16 protein-coding genes are annotated in these 20,484 nt (G+C 69.9%); 7 read left to right on the forward strand and 9 right to left on the reverse strand.

Annotation, left to right across the window (positions count from 1 at the left end; translation table 11 throughout):
• The first annotated feature begins 47 nt into the window (after window positions 1–47).
• Window positions 48–614: an ArsR/SmtB family transcription factor gene (locus Aco04nite_RS20810; protein WP_212998908.1), complete on the forward strand. Its 567-nt coding sequence runs from the start codon at window positions 48–50 to the stop codon at window positions 612–614.
• Entirely contained in the window at window positions 611–2,038 is a 1,428-nt protein-coding gene (locus Aco04nite_RS20815; RefSeq protein WP_212998909.1) for an MFS transporter, read from the forward strand. Before Aco04nite_RS20810 ends, Aco04nite_RS20815 begins: the two co-directional genes overlap by 4 nt.
• A 139-nt stretch (window positions 2,039–2,177) precedes the next feature.
• On the opposite strand, the gene Aco04nite_RS20820 is transcribed toward Aco04nite_RS20815, so the two are convergent.
• From Aco04nite_RS20820 to Aco04nite_RS20835, 4 genes are all read right to left on the reverse strand, one after another.
• Window positions 2,178–6,662 (reverse strand): multicopper oxidase domain-containing protein, encoded by a 4,485-nt coding sequence (locus Aco04nite_RS20820; RefSeq protein ID WP_212998910.1) that lies wholly within the window; start codon window positions 6,660–6,662, stop codon window positions 2,178–2,180.
• Window positions 6,663–6,978: 316 nt separating this feature from the next.
• Complete coding sequence (locus Aco04nite_RS20825; protein ID WP_212998911.1) at window positions 6,979–7,677, reverse strand: DUF2182 domain-containing protein; 699 nt, start codon at window positions 7,675–7,677, stop codon at window positions 6,979–6,981.
• Window positions 7,674–8,339: a DUF1326 domain-containing protein gene (locus tag Aco04nite_RS20830; protein ID WP_212998912.1), complete on the reverse strand. Its 666-nt coding sequence runs from the start codon at window positions 8,337–8,339 to the stop codon at window positions 7,674–7,676. Before Aco04nite_RS20830 ends, Aco04nite_RS20825 begins: the two co-directional genes overlap by 4 nt.
• A 15-nt stretch (window positions 8,340–8,354) precedes the next feature.
• Window positions 8,355–10,088: a PKD domain-containing protein gene (locus Aco04nite_RS20835; RefSeq protein ID WP_212998913.1), complete on the reverse strand. Its 1,734-nt coding sequence runs from the start codon at window positions 10,086–10,088 to the stop codon at window positions 8,355–8,357.
• Between the two features lie 220 nt (window positions 10,089–10,308).
• Here Aco04nite_RS20835 and Aco04nite_RS20840 point away from each other — a divergent pair, with 220 nt between their 5' ends.
• The 4 genes from Aco04nite_RS20840 to Aco04nite_RS20855 are packed head-to-tail and all read left to right on the forward strand — an operon-like array spanning window position 10,309 to window position 13,404.
• Complete coding sequence (locus Aco04nite_RS20840) at window positions 10,309–10,818, forward strand: toxin-antitoxin system HicB family antitoxin (RefSeq protein ID WP_212998914.1); 510 nt, start codon at window positions 10,309–10,311, stop codon at window positions 10,816–10,818.
• 20 nt (window positions 10,819–10,838) lie between these two features.
• Window positions 10,839–11,720, forward strand: coding sequence for a DUF4097 family beta strand repeat-containing protein (locus Aco04nite_RS20845; RefSeq protein ID WP_212998915.1), 882 nt, complete (start codon window positions 10,839–10,841; stop codon window positions 11,718–11,720).
• On the forward strand, window positions 11,717–12,634 hold the full coding sequence (locus Aco04nite_RS20850; RefSeq protein ID WP_212998916.1) for an ATP-binding cassette domain-containing protein: 918 nt from the start codon (window positions 11,717–11,719) through the stop codon (window positions 12,632–12,634). The genes Aco04nite_RS20845 and Aco04nite_RS20850 overlap by 4 nt, the downstream gene beginning before the upstream one ends.
• A complete protein-coding gene (locus Aco04nite_RS20855) occupies window positions 12,631–13,404 on the forward strand; it encodes an ABC transporter permease (RefSeq protein WP_212998917.1) in 774 nt (257 codons plus the stop codon). The genes Aco04nite_RS20850 and Aco04nite_RS20855 overlap by 4 nt, the downstream gene beginning before the upstream one ends.
• A gap of 117 nt (window positions 13,405–13,521) precedes the next feature.
• Here the strand turns inward: Aco04nite_RS20855 and Aco04nite_RS20860 are convergent, their stop codons facing one another.
• The 4 genes from Aco04nite_RS20860 to Aco04nite_RS20875 form a co-directional block, all read right to left on the reverse strand.
• Window positions 13,522–14,436: a nucleotidyl transferase AbiEii/AbiGii toxin family protein gene (locus Aco04nite_RS20860; RefSeq protein WP_212998918.1), complete on the reverse strand. Its 915-nt coding sequence runs from the start codon at window positions 14,434–14,436 to the stop codon at window positions 13,522–13,524.
• A 173-nt stretch (window positions 14,437–14,609) separates the two neighbouring features.
• On the reverse strand, window positions 14,610–15,449 hold the full coding sequence (locus Aco04nite_RS20865) for an LLM class flavin-dependent oxidoreductase (RefSeq protein ID WP_244876158.1): 840 nt from the start codon (window positions 15,447–15,449) through the stop codon (window positions 14,610–14,612).
• A gap of 19 nt (window positions 15,450–15,468) precedes the next feature.
• Window positions 15,469–16,344: an alpha/beta hydrolase family protein gene (locus Aco04nite_RS20870; RefSeq protein WP_212998920.1), complete on the reverse strand. Its 876-nt coding sequence runs from the start codon at window positions 16,342–16,344 to the stop codon at window positions 15,469–15,471.
• A gap of 964 nt (window positions 16,345–17,308) precedes the next feature.
• Complete coding sequence (locus tag Aco04nite_RS20875; protein WP_212998921.1) at window positions 17,309–17,665, reverse strand: PRC-barrel domain-containing protein; 357 nt, start codon at window positions 17,663–17,665, stop codon at window positions 17,309–17,311.
• A gap of 71 nt (window positions 17,666–17,736) precedes the next feature.
• Between Aco04nite_RS20875 and Aco04nite_RS20880 the strand changes: the two genes are divergently transcribed.
• Window positions 17,737–18,063 carry a YciI family protein gene (locus Aco04nite_RS20880; RefSeq protein WP_212998922.1) on the forward strand — a complete coding sequence of 109 codons (327 nt, stop codon included), beginning with the start codon at window positions 17,737–17,739 and terminating at the stop codon, window positions 18,061–18,063.
• Between the two features lie 232 nt (window positions 18,064–18,295).
• Here Aco04nite_RS20880 and Aco04nite_RS20885 read toward each other — a convergent pair whose 3' ends face one another.
• Window positions 18,296–20,476 carry an RICIN domain-containing protein gene (locus Aco04nite_RS20885; protein ID WP_212998923.1) on the reverse strand — a complete coding sequence of 727 codons (2,181 nt, stop codon included), beginning with the start codon at window positions 20,474–20,476 and terminating at the stop codon, window positions 18,296–18,298.
• Window positions 20,477–20,484: the final 8 nt, after the last annotated feature.

A 20,484-nucleotide genomic window follows, 5' to 3' on the forward strand; every position in this document is an offset into this window, starting at 1 on the left:
CGCCTCCCACTCTAGCCAAGACTTCTTGGCCAAGATACCTTGGCTAGATGCGGAGAGAGATCACCGACCCTCAGGCGCTGCGCGCGCTCGCCCACCCGATCCGCCTCAAGCTGCTGGAACTGCTCACGGTCGACGGGCCCGCCTCCGGGCGGGCCCTGGCCGGCCGCACCGGCGAATCCACCGCCTCGGTCAGTTACCACGTCGCCCAACTGGCAAAATGGGGCCTCGTCGAACCCGCCCCCGACCTCGCCCACGGCCGCGAACGCCCCTGGCGTGCCACCAGCCGCGGCATCACCTGGTCGGCAACCGGCGACGGCTCTCCCGAATTCGCCGCCGCCTCCCGCGCCCTGCGAGAACAGTTCGTCGCCCACCGCCTCGCCGTCCTCGAGGCCTACCAGCGCCATGAGTCCACCTTCGCCCCCGACTGGCAGGAAGCCGCCTGGGTCGGCGAGGACATCGGCTACCTCACCCCCGCCGAACTGGTCGAGGCCACCGAGCGCATCAAGGCGGTCATCCAGTCCTACACAGACCCCGGCCGCCCACGCCAGGAGACCGCCCGCCAGGTCGCCTTCTTCGGGTACGCCGTCCCGGTCCCCGAGGACCAACCCGCATGATGCGTACGCCCGGACTCCTAGCACTCTTCACCGCCAAACTCATCTCCACCTTCGGCTCCTGGCTCACCCTGCTGGCCCTGCCCTGGTTCGTCCTCGTCACCACCGGCTCCCCGGTACGCATGAGCCTCGTCCTCACCGTCGAATTCCTCGGCGTCGCCCTGCTGGGCCTCCCCAGCGGCAAAGTCGTCGCCCGCCTCGGCGTACGGCGCACCATGCTGATCTGCGACGCGGCCCGCGCCCCACTGATGGCCCTGGTCCCACTCCTGCACCTGCTCGGCTGGCTGACCCTCCCGGCCCTGCTCGCGGTCTCCTTCGGCCTGGGCGCCTTCACCACCGCCTACGTCTCCTCGCAGCGCCTGATCCTGCCCGAACTACTCGCCACCCCCGACCCCCTACTCGCCACCCCCGACCCACTGCACGGCACCAGCGAACCCCTGCACGCCACCCCCGACCCGCTGCTCGCCACCCCCAACCCGCTGCACGGCACCAGCGAACCCCTGCTCAACGCCGCAGGCATCGATGAGGCCCTGCTCGCCCGCGCCAACAGCCTCGTTGACGCCGCGACCCGGATCGCCGCCCTCGCCGGCCCCGCTCTCGGCGGCCTGCTGATCGCCCTGCTCGGCGCGGCCCAGGTCCTCTGGATCGACGCTGCCACCTACCTCGTCTCCTTCGTCATCCTGCTGCTGTTCGTCCGCCCGCCGGCAAGCACCACCCCGCCCGCGCACGAGCCGAAGACGTCAGTGCTGGCGGGGCTGCGACACGTGACGGCACACCCGTCCCTGCGGCTCTTCGTCCTCTCCCTCACCCTCGTGTCGCTCTCGATCCCGGCCATCTTCATCTGCCTGCCGGTCCTCGTCCTGCACGACCTCGGCGGGGATCCCCGCACCCTCGGCCTACTCACCGCCGCCAACGGCGCAGGCCTCGCCACCGGCAGCCTGATAGCGGTCACCGCACTCAGCCGGATGCGCACCAAGGCCCTCACCGGCGCCGCGGTACTGCTGTGCGCCCCGCTGTGGCTCCTGCTCACCGGCAACACCCTCCTGCTGGCAACCGCCCTGTTCCTCACCGGCCTGGCCATCCCCGTCCTCGGCGCGACGTTCAACACCCGGGTCACCCTGCGCACCCCGGCCCCACTCCGACCGCACGCCATGACCGCAGTGGCCAACACGGAGAACCTCGCCGCCTTCGTCGGCTACACAGCGGCAGGCCCCGCCCTGCAACTCACCGGAACCCGCCCCGTCTTCGCCGCCATCGCCACCCTGGCAACCCTCGGCAGCGCCACCATCACCAACGCCCTCCGCACCGACGCCCGCAACGAAGCCACCCCCACCGCGACCACATCCGCCGCCACCACGTCCACCGCCACCACCCCCGTACATCCCGGTCCGGCATGCTCGATGCCCACCACACACAGCCGGTCCTAGCGGAGCCGGCGCCCACCACACAGCCAGTCCCGACGACGCCGGCGCCCACCACCCAGCCGGATTCAACGAAGCCGGCCTAGAGAACACAGCCGCCCCAGCAAGCCCGGCGCCCACCCGGACCGGCCTCGGGCGGCGCAGGTCACCGCACCCGGATGATGCCCCACACCCCGTTCTCCACGGCCCAGCGGAACGCCCCCGAGCGGTAGGCATGATCCCCGCGATGCCGCGCTCTCATCACCAGCGTCCGGGCAACCCCCGCGGTGAGCCCGGAGAACGACCCCTCGGCCAGGCCCGGCGCCACCTCCCAGGCCATGCCGTGCACCGTGAACGTGTGGTTGCGGGGCTTGTCGCAAGCGCCCACCACCCGCAACCACAACGTCTGCCCCACTTCGGCATGCCAGATCGGGGTGGGCGGCTCCTGGCGGGACAGCACGTCACGCGGGTGGGCGAGCGCCGAGCCGTAACTGACGCCCTTCTGGCCCGAGTCCTCCGGGTCGTCGTCGGGCACGATGTCGCGCACCGGGAGGTCGGGGTTGCCGCCCACGAAGTGCCGCAGCCCGTCCTGCACCAGCAGCACCTGCTCGTTGGCGACCACCCGGCCGTGCCGGTCACGGAGCAGGACGTTGCCCCCGGTCCAGCGTTCCAGCCCGGTGTGAGGGTCGGTCGGCGTCACATCGCCAGGCTCGACGACGAGGGCACCGATCAGCCCGTGATGGCGGTGGTTGCGCACATCGGCCATGTCCTGCAGGTAGCAGACCTGTCCTGGGCCTTGCGTGTGCGACGCCGGCGCGAGCTCGTCATCCGCCCACCACCAGTAGGTCCGCCAGTTCTCCGCGCGATGGTCGTGGCGCGCTGTCCGGTCACGCAGGACGACCCGTCCCGGCGCCTCGGGGTCGGCGGGTTGCGCCCCGTGCTGCCCGTCGCCCGGCGGACGCGACGCCACCGTGCCGTCATGGTTGTCCCCCACGAAGGCACCGTCGTCGCTGACCACGTCGTACCGCAGCAACGCCGGATGCAACGAGACCCGTGGCGACACCGTCCGCTGCTGCTCGTCGAGCGGCAGCCGCGGCGGTTCGGGCTCCACACCGAAGTCGGGCAGAAGCGGCCCGTCCTCGCCGATCACCTCGTTGATCAGCGTCACCTTCACCCATTCACCCCGCCGGGCCCGCAAGATCAAAGGCTCCTTCGTCACTCGTACGCCCACCGCGCGCCGGAACCCGTCCTCGTCGCTCTCCCACCCGTCGGCCTCCTCGTAGACGAGCCCCCAAGGGTCGGTCAGGTGGCGACCGTCGTACTCGTGCTCGACCCGCCGGGCCCGCACGACGTACTCGCGCACCCCGGTCCCCCCGGTCGGCCTGGCCGGCAGCGTGCCGTCCCGGGCAGCGCCGGGCAGCCTCGGCAGTTCGAGCAGGGTGGACGGGTGCGGGGTCAGCGCGCGGACCAGCCCCCAGCAGCCGAGCCACAGGTCGTCCATGGCCGCGAAGTGCCACAGGTGATCGCCGGTGCCGTAGTCGTCCAGCTCCAGCGTGAACGCCTCGGAGATGCCGATCGTCTGCTGGTTGACCAGCACCGAGCGCTCGTCGTGCCACTCGCGGCGCCAGCGCAGCCCGTGGGTGACGAAGCTGTGCTGCTCCTCGTGGGAGCCCTGGATCAGCCGGATCCGGAGCCGCTCCCCCGCGTACGTACGGATGAGCTCTGTCTCCGGGTCCCCGGTCACCACCACCTCCGCCGCTGCTTCTGCCGTCTCCGCGCCCTCTTCTTCCGGATCTTCTTCCTCCTCCTCGGCCGGGAGGCCGGGAGTGCCACTGCTGCTGAACCACTGCGAGGGGTCGTCGCCACGGAACGTCAGCGGGCTGGACCGGAAGTTCACCGCCATCGTCCCGGGATCGTCGTCACCGCTGAGCTCGCCGGGCGGGTTGAGCGGCTCGCCGTGCTCGTCGACCAGCGGCACGAAATCAGCCACGGCCAGGCACGCCTCGCGGTAGGGCGCGATGCCGCTGTCCACCGGCGGCAGCACCACGGCCTGGGGCCCGGACCACGCGATCGTCTCCTGGTCGGGCAGCAGCCACCGTGACCCGTGCGGTTCGGCGATCAGGGCCGCGAACAGCCCGTGTTTCTGCCGGTAGTTGGCCAGCAGGTGGTCATGGAAGAAGCACGGCCCGAACTCCTCGTCGACCACCCAGCGGTGCAGACCGGCGTTGACCGGCAGGCTGCCCGCGTCGTCCGGCACGGCGGCGACAGCCGCACGGCAGCTCGCACCGGACAGATAGTTGAAACCGGTCGACGAGCCGTCCGCGGCGAGCACGTCGAACTTCACCAGGTGCACGTGCAGGCCGCATTCCACGGGCGGTGTCGGCAGGTCGAACGCGTCGGCGGGAATCGGCGTCAGGTCGTTGATCATCCGCAGCTCGACGACGTCACCGTGGTTGGCACGCGGGTAGAACGCCTCGATCCGCTCCGCCGGCGGCTCCTGCTCCTCGCCGTCCACCGCCACCCGCACGATCTGGTAATGGTGACCGTTCGCGTCCTTCCACCCCCGGTTGTTGTAGGTCACCTCGTCGGCGCTGACCCGCACGTCGTAGCTGATCACGCGGGGCGCGGGCAGCCCGGCGCGGGCGTTCCAGACGGCGGCGTCACCGTCGAGATCCACGAACAACGCACCCGGCCGCGGGTTCGCCACCGCCCCGGGCGCGAACGCGGCCAGCTCCTTCGCCGAGTGCAACGGCATGCCCAGCAGACGCCGGCGTCCACCGAGGAATTCCGGGACGATCGCGGGCGGCGGCGGGGACTTGCGCGGGAACGTCGCGTCCATGAACCACGGGAAACCCGGGTGGAGATCATCGCGGGGGTCGGGCTCCCGGCCCGGCAGCGGCCTGAGCGGGTGCACAGGAGTCCCATCCGGGTACGCGGTGACGGCGATCCCGTCCACGAGCCGGTCGAAGCTGCGCCACAGTCCCCACATCCCGTGGTGGAAGTGCGGGTACAGGTGACAGTGCCAGATCACGTCGCCCGGGGCGCGCTGGCGGCTGCCCGAGCCGTAGAGCGGGTCGATCGTCACCCCGGTCTGCGGGCCGATCGTGATCGAATCCAGCAGTTGCGACCCCCGTGCCTCGCCGGGCTGCGCGCCGTCACGCGGATCGCCTCGCCACTGGTGCACGTGCAGGTGGAACACATGGGTCTCCTTGACCCCGGCGTGCACCAGCCGCACCCTGGCCGGATCACCCTTGTACGCCCGGAAGATCGGCGTCACCGGATCGTTGAACAGCCACGAGCTGTGGTGCTGCTCCTCCCCCGCGACGATCTCCAGAAATTCCCCGTCGTGCGTACGCCCGATGTGGAAGACCTCGGTCAGCTCCTCGTCGATCTCGATGCGCACCGCGGAGAAGTCGACCTCGCCCACGGGCGGGAGCGGCCGGTGGAGGGTCTGCTCGGCGTAGCGCCGCATCTTGTGCGGCAGCCGGTTGGGCATGGGCTCGGCCCGGTACGACAAAGGCATGACGGTGTGCTCGCCGACCAGATGCTGACCGCTGTGCACCTCGGGCTCGTCGTGGAGGAACACGGTGAACTCGCGATGGCTGTGCGGGTCACCGTCGACGTGCAGGTCGATGTAGTCGTCGGTCACGACGTCGCCGGGCATGACGACGTCGACGTAGGGCCCGTCGGCGTAGTGCGTGCCGGTGAGCAGTTCGCCGGTCTCCGGGTCGGTCCACGTCGCCCCGGCCGGCTCGACGACGAACGCGCCGAACAGGCCGTGCATGTTCGTGCCCTGCTCGGTGCCGCGGACGTCACCGAGATCGTTGACCGGCCACACACCCTCGCGGCTCGCGTGCCAGCGGTAGGTCCGGCGCTCGTCCGGGCGTACCGTCGAAGGGTTGTTGCGGCCCACGGCCGCGCCGTCGTTCTCCTGGACCGACCCGCTGAGATCACCCTGCAGATGCATGCCCACGGCCCGGTCCCGCACCTGGTTCTCGAAGCGCACGTCGACGTGCTGGCCCAGCGACGCGCGGAGCACCAGCGGGCGCACCACCGGGATCGGCCGCAGCGGGTTGAACCTGTCGTAAGCCGGAGTCCTCTCCGCGAGCCCGGCAACATCCTCCCGGTGATCGTTGAGCAGCAGCCGCCGCACCCGCTTCACACTGAGGCCGCTCTCGTGTGCCAGCCGCTGGAACTCCACGTGGTCCCCGGCCTCCAGCTTCGCGAGCCGCTCCCCGATCATGGCCCGAGTGCTGGCGAGCGCGTCGCGATACAGCTCGGCCCAGCTCGCCCGGACGGCCGGGTCGGGATCGATCCGGGTGATCAGCCCGCCGGTGAGCCGGTCGAGGGCCGCCCCGACCTCGTCCGCCGTGGCCCGGAAATTCTGCGTCGCCGCCGGGGTCGCCGGAGCCGGGCGCTCCAGCATCCGCTCATGGCGCCAGAGCCCGTCGACGACAAGCTGCATCCACTGTGCACGCTCGTGCATCCGCGGCAGAAACCCGTCGTCGTCCTCCCAGCGGTCCCGGGCAAACCGGAGCAGCGGCTCGTACGCGCGCAGCGTGAACAGCAGTCCGTCCCGGTCGTGATCGCCGTCGTTGGTGTAGACGATCGGGAATTGCATCGCTATGACGTCATAGTTCAGGTCAGACATGTCGATCTCCTGGTGTCCGGGACCGCAGTTTCAAATCGCTGCTTCCGTCGCGGCGTCTTGTTCCAGATCGCGCCGTTTCAGCTCACGCCGTTTCAGCTCACGCCATTTCGCGCGCGCCGTTTCAGCTCACGCCATTTCAGCTCGCGCCATTTCAGCCCGCACCGTTTCAGCCCGCACCGTTTCAGCCCGCACCGTTTCAGCCCGCACCGTTTCAGCCCGCACCGTTTCAGCCCGCACCGTTTCAGCCCACGCCTCTTCGGATCGCGCCGTTTCAGCTCGCGCCTCTTCGGATCGCGCCTCTTCGGATCGCGCCGTTTCAGCTCGCGCCGAGCAGCAGGGAGGCACCGATGATCACGGCGGCCGCGCCCGCCGGCCGGACCAGCAGCCGGCCGTGGCGGGTCAGCCGCTCGGCCGCCATCACCGCGGCGAGCACGGCCATCGCCGCCAGCGAACCGGCTCCGGTCAGCAGACCGGTACCCATCAGCAGCCAGCAGCACCCGACGCACGAGGCCGCATAGACGCCGGAGACGACGGCGGCCTCCTGCCATGCCGGGCGGACGCCGCGCCAATGCAGCATGGCGATCCCGCGGGGGCTCCGGCAGGCGGTCAGGCATCGGTCCTTCCAGGAACTGAACTGGTAGGCCCCGGCGATCATCAGCGCGGCCCCCAGCGGGGCGTGCGGATGCTCCCAGGTCCAGGTCCAGCTCTCCAGCCGGCCGCTGAGGGCGAGGTTGAGCGACACCAGGACGGCCCCCGCGGCCGTCCAGACGCCGACATAGACGCTCATCGCGAGCCAGATCCCCTGGTTGAACCGGCGCAGCAGCTCGAACAGCGGGAGTGCGGTCGGCAGCATCATCGCCACGACCATCACCACCCAGCCGGTGAGGGTCGCCGCGGGGTGGTGGTGACCGCCCTGATGCTGGGCGGCCATCACCACCCAGCCCGCCGCGCCGAGAGCCACTACTCCCCCGGTGAGCGTGCGGCCGGTCTGACTCCGCGTCGCTGTGATCGTCATTCCGGGACCCTCATGCGGACCTGGGAATACTGAAAGCGGCCGCGCATCGCCGAACGACCCCGGACATCGAGGTACGCGCCGGGCAGAGCCGGAACCCGCACGGCAAGGGCGTCGGTGCGGTGCGCCACCACTGCGCCACTGCCCAGTTCCTTGCCGAGCGCGGTGTTGGTGAGGGTGAGTGGCTCGTCCTCGTCGAGGAAGAACGCAGCCGAGCCGGTGACCTCGACCAGCCCCGTCCCCGTCATGGCCGGCTTCTGGGGCAGTCCGACGTAGATGTGCCAGCCGGCGGCGTCGGCGGTGACCTCGATCCTGGCGCGGGCCGTGGTCAGGACAGCGCCGCTGACGTCGGCGAGGTCTGCCAGGGGCCCGTCGAGCCGCCCGCTGAACGCCTCGGTCAGCAGCGCGAACTGCTCGCCGGTAGCGGCCGCGGAGACGAAGATCGCCGTACTCGTGGTGCCGGCCCGGCGCCCGCCACTGTGGGTGGAGACGCTGACGACGCTCAGGCTGCCCACGCCGACACCGTCGATCCGCGCGCCGTCGTCGATCTGCCAGGCGAACAGGCCGGTGCAGTGGTCCTCGTCGGGGGCGTCGTCGAGCCAGCAGGGGCAGACCAGCGTGCAGTCGCAGGCCTCCGTGAAGACACCTGTCAGCGAATAGCTCATGGCCCTGTCCCCTTCTCAGTTCCGGATCGTGACGGGAGCGGTCACCTGACCGCCGCGGCTGGAGGTGATCTCGACGCTCGCGCCGGCCGCCGGGGTCACCCCAGGCTCACCGGGCACGACGGTGCGACGGATGTCCCACTCGTGCAGCGCGTCGACCGGACCGCTGCCGACCTCCACACCGTCGAGAGCGACCGTGATGCGGTCGGGCAGTGGCGCGGTGGCCGTGCCCTCGATACGCCATCGTCCGGAGTTGGTCCGGAACTCGACGAGGGTGGGCTGCAGGGTGTCGGTGACCGGGCCGGCGGGCTCGACCTGGATCGAGACGGCATCGGTGTCGACCGCCCCCGCGTTCTGGACGGTGACCTCGAACTCGAAAGCCCCACCGGCGGGCGCCTCGAAGGTGGCGCGTGCCGTCGTGTCACCGGTCAGCACGACCGGGGCACCGTCGATCTGGGTCCAGGTGAAGGTGATCCCGGCGCCGGTGCTGGCGCTCGCGTCGAGCGTGATGATGTCGCCCGCTGCGACGACCCGGTCCTGGCCGGCCGCGGCCCGGACCGGGTCGGGGGCCGAGGCGGGGCCGGAGACCAGCACGTGCCGGCTGTGCGAGCCACCGTGCGAGGAGGTGACCTCCACGCTTGCCGGCGGCGCATCGAGCTCGAAGACCTGCTTGCCCGCGGTCAACAGGCCGATGCCGGTCACCGTGAGCGTGGGCGGGTCGTCCAGGTCGCTCGACTGCGCCTCGACGGTGAGCTGGTTCTGCGCGGTGTCGTAGTCGGCGACGAGCACGGTGACCGCGTCGGCGACCGTCGCGGTAGCGGTCGTCGGCGGCAGGTCTGTGGCGTTGACCACCTCCACTACGGCCGGAACCGTCGTGACCTCCGCCCGCGTGTGGTAATCCGTGCCGGTGGTGGTCAGCGTCGTGCCCGCGGCGAGCAGGGTCTGGCCGGGCTCGCTCTGCGCGAAGACATCGATCACCACGCTGCCGGACGACCGGGTGTAAACGGCCCGGGCCGCCTCGACTCCCGTCAGGGTGGAGATGCGGCCCTGCACGGTGAAGACGTCGGTGAAGATCTTGTCGAGGTTGGCCGGATCGGTGGGGTCGGGGGCCGCCCCGGCACCGCCGACCTGCGGGCCCTCGACGGTGAAGAAGTTGAAGCCGAGCGGGCTGCCGGCGATCGTGTGCCCGGTGACGCCGTCGCCGAGGTATCCCGGTGGCGCGTCGGCGCTCCACCGCAGGAAGGGCGCGACCTCGCCGTCGGTGACCAGCAGATCGAACAGGCCGGCCCCGGCGCCGGTGTCCTCGGTGACGAAGACCCGGCCGTTCTCGTCGGCCGGCAGCGGGTCGGTCCGGCCATAAGGATGAGTGAACGTGTACGCAGCGCCGGGAATGCCGCCGTCGAGGCGCACCCGGACGCGGGCGAAGACCTGCTGCTGCCCGTCCGCGACGGCGCCGGTCCCGGCGAACGCGGCCTCGAGGGCGAGCACCAGCCGCGCACGGCCCGGGCGCGGCTGGCCACCGACCGGCATCTCCGCCTCGGCGAGGAAGTAGAAAGCCTCGTCGGGGAAGTTGCCGGGGAAGCTCACCGGTGCCAAGGGATCGGGCAGGTCACCCATGGCCTGGGTGTTCGGGTCGCGCGGGTCGGTGGCGAGCTCGAGGCGCCGCCCGCCGCCGTCCTTGTACCAGCGGGGGAAGCCGTTCGCGGTGTCGATGGGTCCGCGTGCGGCGAGGCGTTCAGGGTTGCGTTGCATACCGGTCCTCCCGTGTTTCGTCACCGGTGGGTGCGATGAGGTAGAGCAAGGGATCTTCGCCGCTGATACAGGTCGTCACCTGGATGACAGATCGCTTGAACCGATGACCCAGCCCTCCAACCCATGACCCAGCCCTCCAACCCATGACCCAGCTCTTCAACCGATGACCGGGCCCTTCAACTGCTTGCTTGTGGCGCCACCATGATGCCATAATGGCGCCATGGACCTCAACCCCTACGTCGCCCGGCTCCGGGAAGAGCTCGCCAACGCCGCCGATCTGGGCGGACCCGACGCCCGGGCTCTCGCCGACCGACTCACCTCACCACTGGAATCGGCTTTCCGGCTGGTCATCCTTGATGCCCTCGGGACCGCCGCCGACGAGATCACCCGTGACATCGCCCCCGGCTCGGTCGATGTGCGATGGCGCTCGGGTGATCCCGACTTCGTCGTCAACCTGCCGCTCCACGACACGCATGGCCCCGCAATGGTGCCGGATGATGCCACCATGGCGCCACCGGCGCCGGAGCCCGACGACGGGTCGGTCTCCCGGATCAACTTCCGCCTGTCCGAGCAGCTCAAGGGCCGCATCGAGGAGGCCGCCGCGCGTGAGGGCCTCTCGGTCAACGCATGGCTCGTGCGCGCCGCCACCGCCGCTGTTCAGCAACCCTCCCGACCACAGACCTCTCGCGCCCCCCTCTCCGGGCAGCGCATCACCGGCTGGGCCCGATGACCACACCGAAAGGACGACTGATGCCTTCCTTCGACACCCCGCAGCCGATCCGAGCGACGCTCGAGATGTCCGTCGGCGACGTGCGGCTCGCCGCGAGCGACCGCCCCGACACCGTCGTCGACGTGCGCCCGAGCAACCCCGCCTCCGAGCGTGACGTGCAGGCCGCCGAGCAGACCCGCGTCGAGTTCAGCGACGGCCACCTGCTGATCCGCACCCCCAAGGCCCGCGGCATCGGCATGCTGGGCGTGCTCGGCAAGCCGGGCTCGGTCGACATCGACATCGCCCTGCCCACCGGCTCCGGAATGCACCTCACGTCCGCCCTCGGCGCGGTCCACAGCACCGGCGAGCTCGGCACCACCTACATCAAGACCGCAGCCGGCGACGTGCGCCTGGAGCGCACCGGCACCCTCGATCTGACCACGGCGGCCGGTGAGGTCGTCGTGGACCGCGCGAACGGCGACGTCCGGATCACCACCGCCTCCGGCACCGTCGACGTGATCGAGATCCGCGGCAACGCGGTGGTCAAGAATTCCAACGGTGCCACCCGCATCAGCCGGGTCGCCGGAAACCTCCGGGTCGCCAACGCCAACGGCGACATCGTCGTCGGGTCGGCCGCCGCGGACGTGAACGCGTCGACCGCCAGCGGCAGCATCCGCGTCGACGAGGTCAGCCACGGCAGCGTCTCCGTCAAGACCGCCGCCGGCTCGTTGCGGGTCGGGGTCGCCCGGGGCACGGCCGTCTACCTCGACCTCAACACCACTTTCGGCAAGGTGTCCAGCGAGCTGGCAGAGTCCGGCGCCCCCGAGCCCGGTGAGGGCCGTGTCGAGCTCAAGGCCCGCACGTCGTTCGGCAGCATCGAGGTCTTCCGCGCCGCGGCGGCAACCGGGGCGGGGGCAGAATGATCAGCGCGACCGGCGTGCACAAGGCCTACGGCGGGACCGCTGTCCTCGAGGGTGTCGACCTGGACGTGCCCACCGGTGCGATCTTCGCTCTGCTCGGCCCCAACGGCGCCGGCAAGACCACCACGGTCAACATCCTGACCACCCTGATCCGCCCGGACGCGGGCTCGATCCGCATCGACGGCGCCGACCCGCTCACCGAACCCGACGCCGTGCGGGCGGCGATCGGGGTGACGGGTCAGTTCGCCGCCGTCGACGCGCTGCTCACCGGCGAGGAGAATCTCATCCTCATCGCCGACCTGCTGCACCTCGGCCGCCGCCCGGGCCGCAAACGCGCTGCCGAGCTGCTCGAGCTGTTCGACCTGACCGCCGCGGCCCGCCGCGCGGCCGCGACCTACTCCGGTGGCATGCGGCGACGCCTCGACATCGCGATGGGCCTGGTCGCCACCCCGCGGGTCGTCTTCCTCGACGAGCCGACCACCGGCCTCGATCCCCGCGGCCGCCGCGCGATGTGGGAGACGATCCGCGGCCTGGCCGCCGGCGGGGTGACCATCTTCCTCACCACGCAGTATCTCGAGGAGGCCGACCACCTGGCGGACAAGATAGACGTGCTGCACCATGGCCGCATCGTCGCCTCGGGGACCCCGGCCGAGCTCAAACGTCTCGTCCCGGGCGGCCACGTCACCCTCACCTTCGCCGAGCCGGCCGGCACCCACACCGCAGCCCGCGCACTCGGCCTGACCCCACCCGGCGACCAGACGACCCTCAACGTCCCCGGCGACGGCAGCGTCCCGTCGCTGCGGGCACTGCTGGCCACCCTCGACGCCGCCGGCGTGGAGCTCGAAGGCCTAGCCGTGCACACCCCCGACCTCGACGACGTCTTCCTGGCCCTCACCGCAACGGGAGCACCGCGATGACAACCCTCGCCTACGCCGTGCGCGACTCGAACACGATGCTGCGCCGCAACCTCAGGCACACCCTGCGCTACCCACAGATGTCGGTCTTCCTCGCCGGCGCCCCGATCATCTTCCTGCTGCTGTTCGTCTACGTCTTCGGCGCCACACTCGGCGCCGGGCTCGGTGGCACGAGAGCCGACTACCTGGCGTTCGTGGTCCCCGGCATCCTCATGCTCACCATCGGCGGCGCCACCACGGGAACCTCGGTCTCGGTGGCGTCGGACATCACCGAAGGCATCGCAGCACGCTTCCGTACCATGCCGATCGCCCGGGTCTCGATCCTCACCGGTCACGTCCTCGGCAGCATCATCCAGACCTTCGCCAGCCTCGTGATCGTCCTGGCCGTCGCCCTCGCCATCGGTTACCGCCCCACCGCGAACCCCGCCGCGTGGCTCGGCGTCATCGCCGTCCTGGCCATGGTCTGCTTCGCCTTCACCTGGCTCGCCGTCGCCCTCGGCCTCTCCGCCAAAACAGTCGAGGAAGCCAGCAACACCCCCATGCCCCTGACCCTGCTCCCCTTCCTCGGCAGCGGCTTCGTCCCCACCGACACCATGCCCACCGGTCTGCGCCAGTTCGCCGAATACCAGCCCTTCACCCCCATCATGGAAACCGTCCGCTCCCTCCTGACCGGTTACTCCCCCGGCACCCACCTCCTGGCAGCCACAGCCTGGTGCGCAGCCCTGGCCCTCATCGGCTACCTCTGGTCCCGCTACCGCTACAACCGCCTCTGACACCGACCGCCCGCCCCTGACCCCGCAGGCCGCCGCAAACCGTTGACAACTACAAAGAGGACAGGCTCGGGCTGCGAGCATGGGAAGCCCGCTCCACCACCAGAAGAGGCGGCGGTCTCATCGGGCGGACATCGATCGCACCGCCTCAGCCAGCCGGACCAGCAAGGGTCCGGCATCGCCACCACCACCCGCGATGGTCCAGGTGAGGATGTCGTCCGGGGTAACGGTCAGCGTGCGGCGAAGGCTGCATGGCAGCCGGATGCCCTGGATTTCGGCGAGCTGTACCGCGTCATAGAGGTCTTTCGCTGCGGAGGAACCGGTTGCGGCCTGATCCGCGTGGAGCCAGTGAAGTTTCCAGGCCAGTGACAGCTCACGGCTCGCGGTCCACAGGCCGAGAGGCCGCTGGCCGGCCGCGCGGGGCACGGCTGTCAGCACAGGGGGTTCCGGCAGGCGTTCGTCGTAGGCGAAGTCGACCTGGACGCTGCCCGATTCGCCGGATCGTGACTGCCAGGGGATGTGGATCCGCACGCCTGAGCCTTCGGCGTACTCGGTATAGCCCCAGCTTCCGTCGCGTTCGGCCTTGTCGGGGTGGAGCCGCACCCCGTCGCCGGTCTCGGGCCGTGACGTCAGCTGCTCGAGCAGGGCGTTGTGCGGCCGGCTGAGTTCGTATCCGTCGGCATCGGTGTCGGAGATCCAGCGCAGACCTTCCGGTGGCACCCTCGGGCGATGCCCGCCGGTGTCGAGGTCCTCGCTCTCCCAGATCTCGCAGCGGACACCGTGCGCCACCTCGGGCCAGTGGCGCACCGGATCCACCTTGGACACGTAGGGGTACGGGTCGAGATCGTCACGCGACACGAACTCCATCGGCCGGACCATCCAGTCGATATCGCCCGGCGGCCGCGCCCGGTCCCCCACCCACGCCGGCATGGTCACGCTGCCCCGGAGCACCAGCACCCCGGCCAGCCACGACCCGTCCACCACCGCCAGCACATGATCGAGCGCGGCCCGCTGCCCCGGAGTTGTCCCATCCACGGGCGAGAGGCTACTGCCGGGGTGTGACAGAAAGCCTCGATCCCCCCGAAACCCCGGGCGACGCAGGCAAACCTGATTCACAAGAGAAGCCGAGCGCAAGAAGCCGGCCGCACGAGAACCGCGTGTGGGAGGGACGACCGGCCGAGGGCAGGGGCCGGTTCAAGGAGGGCGGTCTACGAAGAAATGACGAGCTCGTTGGCCACCCACTGGGCGACGCCCTCCGGATAGGGCGCCGGGAGGCCGAGGACGATGTGGTGGAAGCCGGCGTCCGTTGCCGCGCGGATCGCGGCGCGGGTGGGTGCGGGGTCGGTGTAGGAGACTCCCAGGTGGATCGAGCGGGTGATGTCCGCGGGGTCGCGGCCGATCTCGGCGCAGTAGCGGTCGAGCAGGGCGCTGCGGGCGATGACGTCCGGCATGTTGCCTCCGGGGATGTTCCAGATGTCCGCGTGGCGGGCGACCACACGGAGCAGGGCGGAGGAGCGACCGCCGATGACGATCGGCGGGTAGGGATGCTGGAGCGGTTTGGGGTTGCAGTAGGCGCCGGTCAGCTGGACGAACTCGCCGTCGAAGTCGAACGGCTCGGGTGACGTCCACAGCTGGCGGATGACGGTGCAGGCCTCGGCGAGGCTGCCCATGGAGTGCGCGAAGTCGTGGAAGGGCAGGCCGTGGGCTTCGTACTCGCGGCGGGCGAGGGGGTGGTCGGGGCGGGAGCCGGCGCCGATGCCGAAGTCGAGGCGGCCGCCGGAGACGACGTCGACCGTAGCGGCGATCTTGGCGAGCATGGCCGGCGGGCGGAAGCGGTTGCTGGTGACGAGGAGGCCGAGGCGCAGGCGGCGGGTCTGGGCGGCGAGGGCGGAGAGCAGGGTCCAGCCTTCGTACGCCGGGCCGAGCGGGTCGCCGCCGATCGGCATCAGATGGTCGAACAGCCAGGCGTGCTCGATCAGGGGTACGGCGTCCGCCTCCTGCCACACCCGCAGGATGTCCTCATAGCCGACCTGCATCGGGGCGGTCATGATCCCGAAGCGTGGCATGTCAGCGCTTCGACTCGACGGTGCCCAGCGGGGAGTTGTCGACGGCCAACGGCGCATCCGCCGGGTAGAGGACGCTGCGCAGGTAGTTCACGCTGAGCTCGCGGACAAGGGCGACCCGCGCGGGATCCTCGTCGGTCGTCTCGGTGACGAGGTATCCGGAGAGCCCGCCGAGGCTGTGTTCCGCGCCGAAGAGGGTGAGCAGGGTCTTCGGGGCCGGGCTCAGGTGGTACGCATCGGTGAACCACTCGGGTCCCCGCACCGAGAGCGGCGAGTCGTCCTTGTCGCCGGCGACGATCAGGGCCGGGGCGGTCAGGCCCTCGAAGGTGGGGCTCATGAACGGAAAGTTCTCCGCAGCGAACGGGCTCAGGTCGGCACCGCCGGTGCCGGGGATGGCGAACAGGACGCCTGCCTTGATCCGCGGGTCGGTCATGTCGGCCTCGCCGACGACGCCCGCGCCCAGCAGCGTGCTTGCCGTCTGGGCTCCCCAGGAGTGGCCGGCGACGGCGATGCGGGTGTGATCGAGGCGGCCGGCGAGCCCGGGGACCGCGGCTTCGAGGACCTCGAGGTTGTCCAGGATGCGGGTCAGGTCCTCGACGCGGGTACGCCAGATGTTCGGGTAACGGGGGTCGGCCGGGGTGACGTTCAGGGTCCGGGAGTCGAGGTGGGTGGGCTGGAACACCGCGAATCCGCTGGCCGTCCAGAAGTCGACCAAGGGCGCATAGGAATTCATCGACTGACTGAAGCCGTGCGAGAAAACGATGATCGGGAGCTGGTCGCCGGTGGCCGGCGCCGAGATGCGTACCTGCAGGTCGTCCCCGCGCTCGGGCGCAGGCAGCGTCACCGGGGCGAGCGAAAGGATCGGGGTCGGGACGGTCATGGGTTTCTCCTCCGGAGCGTGGCATCATGAACAAGCGGATCCTTGTTCCGTTAACGAACATACGGAACCCAGTTCCGTTTGCCAAGGAGTTCGCTGTGATGTGATGCGCGCAACCGTTGACGAGAGGGCTGGCAAGAGCGGAAAGCTCCACGGGTGAGGATCGTGCCGCGACGAAGAAGCGCGCACCCCGCTCACGCTCGGCACAGGAGGAAGTTGTTCCCTGAGGGGCGCGACGGTGTACGGGGAGATGCCGCCGCGCGGAAGAAGAAACGGATGACATAAACCCGTGAGCTCGCCAAGATCGCGGAGTTGCCGGGGCCTGATCGCCCGCTGACCTGGCGATTCTCACCGCTGATCGAGGCCAACGCGTCGGGTCTCGCGCCGAAGCTCCAGCACGGGATGCCGCGTAGCCCCGGACGGAAGGTGCCCAGCCCAGGACGGGAAGGTCGCCTGCTTCTACCGGGCCGCGGACAAGTTCGAGGCCCGGTACGCGGCGCTGGGCTTCAACGGGGTAGCGAGCCTGGACGACGCCACCATGCTGCCGGCCGGCCGTCTTCGCCTTGACGAAACTGACCAGCGAGGACGCGATCAGGGATCGGCGCCCTGGTCGAAGGCGGCCAGTTGAAGAAGGCGGCTGGACAACGGCCGGTCCGACAGTGACACCCCGGGCGATGGCGGCCCCGCAAAGGGGAGCCGGCTAGAAAGGCAGCCCGAAACGTTGCCCGGCTAGGACGGCAGCCCGGCTAGGACGGCAGCCCGGCTAGGACGGCAGCCCGGCTAGGACGGCAGCCCGGCCAGGGAAAGACAGCCCGGCGGGAGACAGCCTAGGAGACAACGCAGCCCGGTGAAGGACTAGGAAAACGCGGCCCGCAGGAGGCAGCCTGGGTAGGAGCGCGGCCCGGCAGAAAGGCGGCCTGGGTAGGGCATGCCAAGCAGCTAAGCGGCCGGGTCCAAGGGCGACCGGTCAGCGGCGGGCGAGGCGGCGTTCGCCGGAGGCGCCGGTGGCGTACGGCAGGTTGTAGTGGGCGTAGACGGCGGGTTCTTCGGCTGCGGTGAGTTCGCCGTCGGTGTCGATGGTGGGTGCGTCGGTGGCGAGCTTCTTGTCGTAGCGCACTCGGACTGCTTGGGGGGAGACCGTCGCGCCGTCGACGGGGACGAAGGCTAGGCGGTGGCGGCCTACGAAGCCGACTTTGACGGTGACGAAGGCGGGTTCGTCGGTGGCGGTGTCGACGTAGACCGCTTCGAGTTCACCGATCTTGGCGCCGTCGGGATCGATGACCTTTTCGCCGCGCCAGTCGCGCAGGTTTTCCGCTGGGAACATGGCTTACGAGTGCCCAGCGTGGCGCGCGACAAACAAAGCGACAAACAAAAGGGCACGTTAACGTACGTGTCATGGCGACTTTTGTGACGATCGGTTACGGCGATCAGAAGGGTTACGACCGTACGGAGGCCTCGGTGCGGGACGCTGCCCACGAGCACGACGCCCGCCTCAGGGAGACGGGCGTCGTGATGGGGATCGCGGGGCCTCCGGTTCAGGTTCGCAATCCGGATGCGGCCGGCGTGAGGGTGGAGCAGGGTGCGTACCTGTCGTCGGGTCTTCCGATCGCGGGGTTCGCGCTGATCGAGGCGGATTCCCTTGATGAGGCGATCGGTCTCGCCTCGAAGTCGCCGTGCGCGGTGGCGCACGGCGTCATCGAAGTCTGGCCGTTACAAACCTGAGAAGACCTGGCCGTTGCAACCTGAGAAAGCTGGCCGTTGCAACCTGAGCAAAGTCCGGCCTGTGCAGATCTGAGCAAAGTCCGGCCTGTGCAGATCTGAGCAAAGTCCGGCCTGTGCAGATCTGAGCAAAGTCCGGCCTGTGCAGATCTGAGCAAAGTCCGGCCGGCACAGACCCGAGCAAAGCCTGGCCGGCACAGACCTGAGTAAAGCCTGGCCGGCACAGACCTGGGGGCTACGGCCCGGCGACCAGGTATTCGACCTGGTGACCGCTGTTGACGGCGGCGCCCTTGCTGTTGATGACGTGGGAGATAGTGCCTGTGCCGCCCAGGGAGACCGTGACCATGTCGGTGAACTTGATGCCGGTCTTGGCGGGGACCTCGAAGGCGTGGGCGTTGACCACGGCGGGGTTGACGTTGAAGTAGGCGTAGCTGCCCAGACCCCATGCCTGGTGGTTGTTGACCGTGTCGGCGACCTTGTAGGCCGCCCAGCCCTGGGTGCTGCCGTTCATGTAGGCGGCCTGGTTCGGCGGGTCGTAGGGCATTTCGTTCTGGTAGAAGTAGGTGCGGCCGTTCTCGCCGTTCCAGATGGTCTGGTACTGCTGGTAGTGCTCGACGAAGAGGCCGTAGAACGTGACGTCATCGCCGTTGACGATCAGGCCGTTGGCGGCGGTGTTGACGGTCCAGCCGACCGTGCCGCCGTTGCCGTGGTCGGCGCGCCAGATCCAGGCGTGGTCGCCGATGACGTCGTCGCTGTTGATCCGCAGGGACACCGTGGCCTTGCCGGCGATGGCGCCGCCGATGCGGAAGAACACGTCGGAGAGCACCGTCGGGTTGGCACTGTGGTCGGTCGCGGAGCCGTTCGGGCCGACCTCCATCAGGACCGGCGAGTTGGTGGTGCCTGCATCGATCAAGAGCCCTGCTACGCGTACGCCGTCCACGTCGGCGACGTTGACAGCCGTGACGCCGCCGTCGGGGACGAACGTCGCCAGGCCGAGGCCGAGCACGACGGTATTCGCGCGGGTGATGTTGAGGGGTGCGTTGAGGTGGTACGTCGCCGGGGTGACCAGGAGGTTCTTGCCGGACGCGAGCGCCGCGTTGATCGTCGCCGAGGTGTCGCCCGGTTTGACGATGTAGAACGTGCTGATCGGGAGCGAGGAGCCGGCGGGGGTGCCGGACGCCCAGGAGGTGCCGGTGGTGTTGCTGCGCACCGACGGGACGAACACCTGGTAGGCGCCGGCGGCGTCGACGTACAGGTAAGGCTTCTCGGCGATCTTCGGGGTCTGCCCGACGGTGGTGTAGGGCGGGCTCGGGAAGCTGTTCGCGGGGGCGCCCTGGTCGCCGACGAAGACCTGGTTCCAGTTGGAGCCGTTCCAGCTGCCCATCTGGGAGTTGCGGGTCAGCCACTGCTGCTGCGAGCCGGACTGGATCTGCCCGTCGATCTTGGTGTCGGACATGAAACCGCCGGAGGACCAGCCGCCGTCGGAGAGCGCGAGGTTGCCGCGGACGTGCATGCGGCGGTACGGCGCGGCCTGGGACACGGCCCAGCGGTCGAGGCCGTCACCGGGGGTGACGGAGAGACCCTCGGCGGAGCGCCAGAAGTTCTGGGTGGCGTTCTGCGAGCCGTCCGGCCACCAGTCGGCCTCGGCGTGGACGTGGCCGTTGATGGTGACGGCGTCCGGGGTGAGGCCGAGGCCGGCGACCTGGGTGAAGAAGCCGACGTTCGCGTCGACGTTGTAGGTGCCAGGCTTGAAGAGCAGCGCGTACCGCTGGGTGCCGAACTGGTTGCTGACCTGCTGGTTGAACACCGTCGTGAGCCGGGACTGGATCGTCGAGGCGGACATCGACGGGTCGAAGACCGACACGTTGGGGCCGAGGTCGGGGTTGTTGGGGTTGGGCGGCACGGTGGTGGGCGGGGAGGTGGGTGGCGTGGTGGCCCCGTTCACCGTCCACTTCTGGTTCGCGGAGCCCGTACACGTCCAGAGTTGAAGTTTTGCCCCGTCTGCCTGGTTGTTGTCCTTGATGTCGAGGCACTTGTTGGCCTTGACGTTGACCAGGTCGTGCGTCGAGGCGTTGTAGGTCCACTGCTGGCTGGTGAGCCCCGCGTAGCAGTCCCACATGTGGACGGCGGCGCCGTCGGTGGTGGCCCCGCCTGCGACGTCGAGGCACTTGCCGAGCGCCTTGAGCGACAGGTCGTCGCCGTACGTCCAGGTCTGGTTGGGGCCGGTGGAGCAGGCCCAGGTCTGCGGCAGGTTGCCGTTCGCAGTACTACCGTCGGTGACGTCGAGGCACTTGCCGTTGGCGGAGCTGACAACGCTGCCCGTGGTGGCGGCGAGCGCGCTGGTGACGCCGGCGATACCCAGGCCACCGACCACGACGGCCGGGACCAAAATCGCCAGTAAGCGGCGTTTCTTCACAAGAAGTC

The sequence above is a fragment of the Winogradskya consettensis genome, assembly GCF_018332715.1.
Taxonomy (GTDB): domain Bacteria; phylum Actinomycetota; class Actinomycetes; order Mycobacteriales; family Micromonosporaceae; genus Actinoplanes; species Actinoplanes consettensis.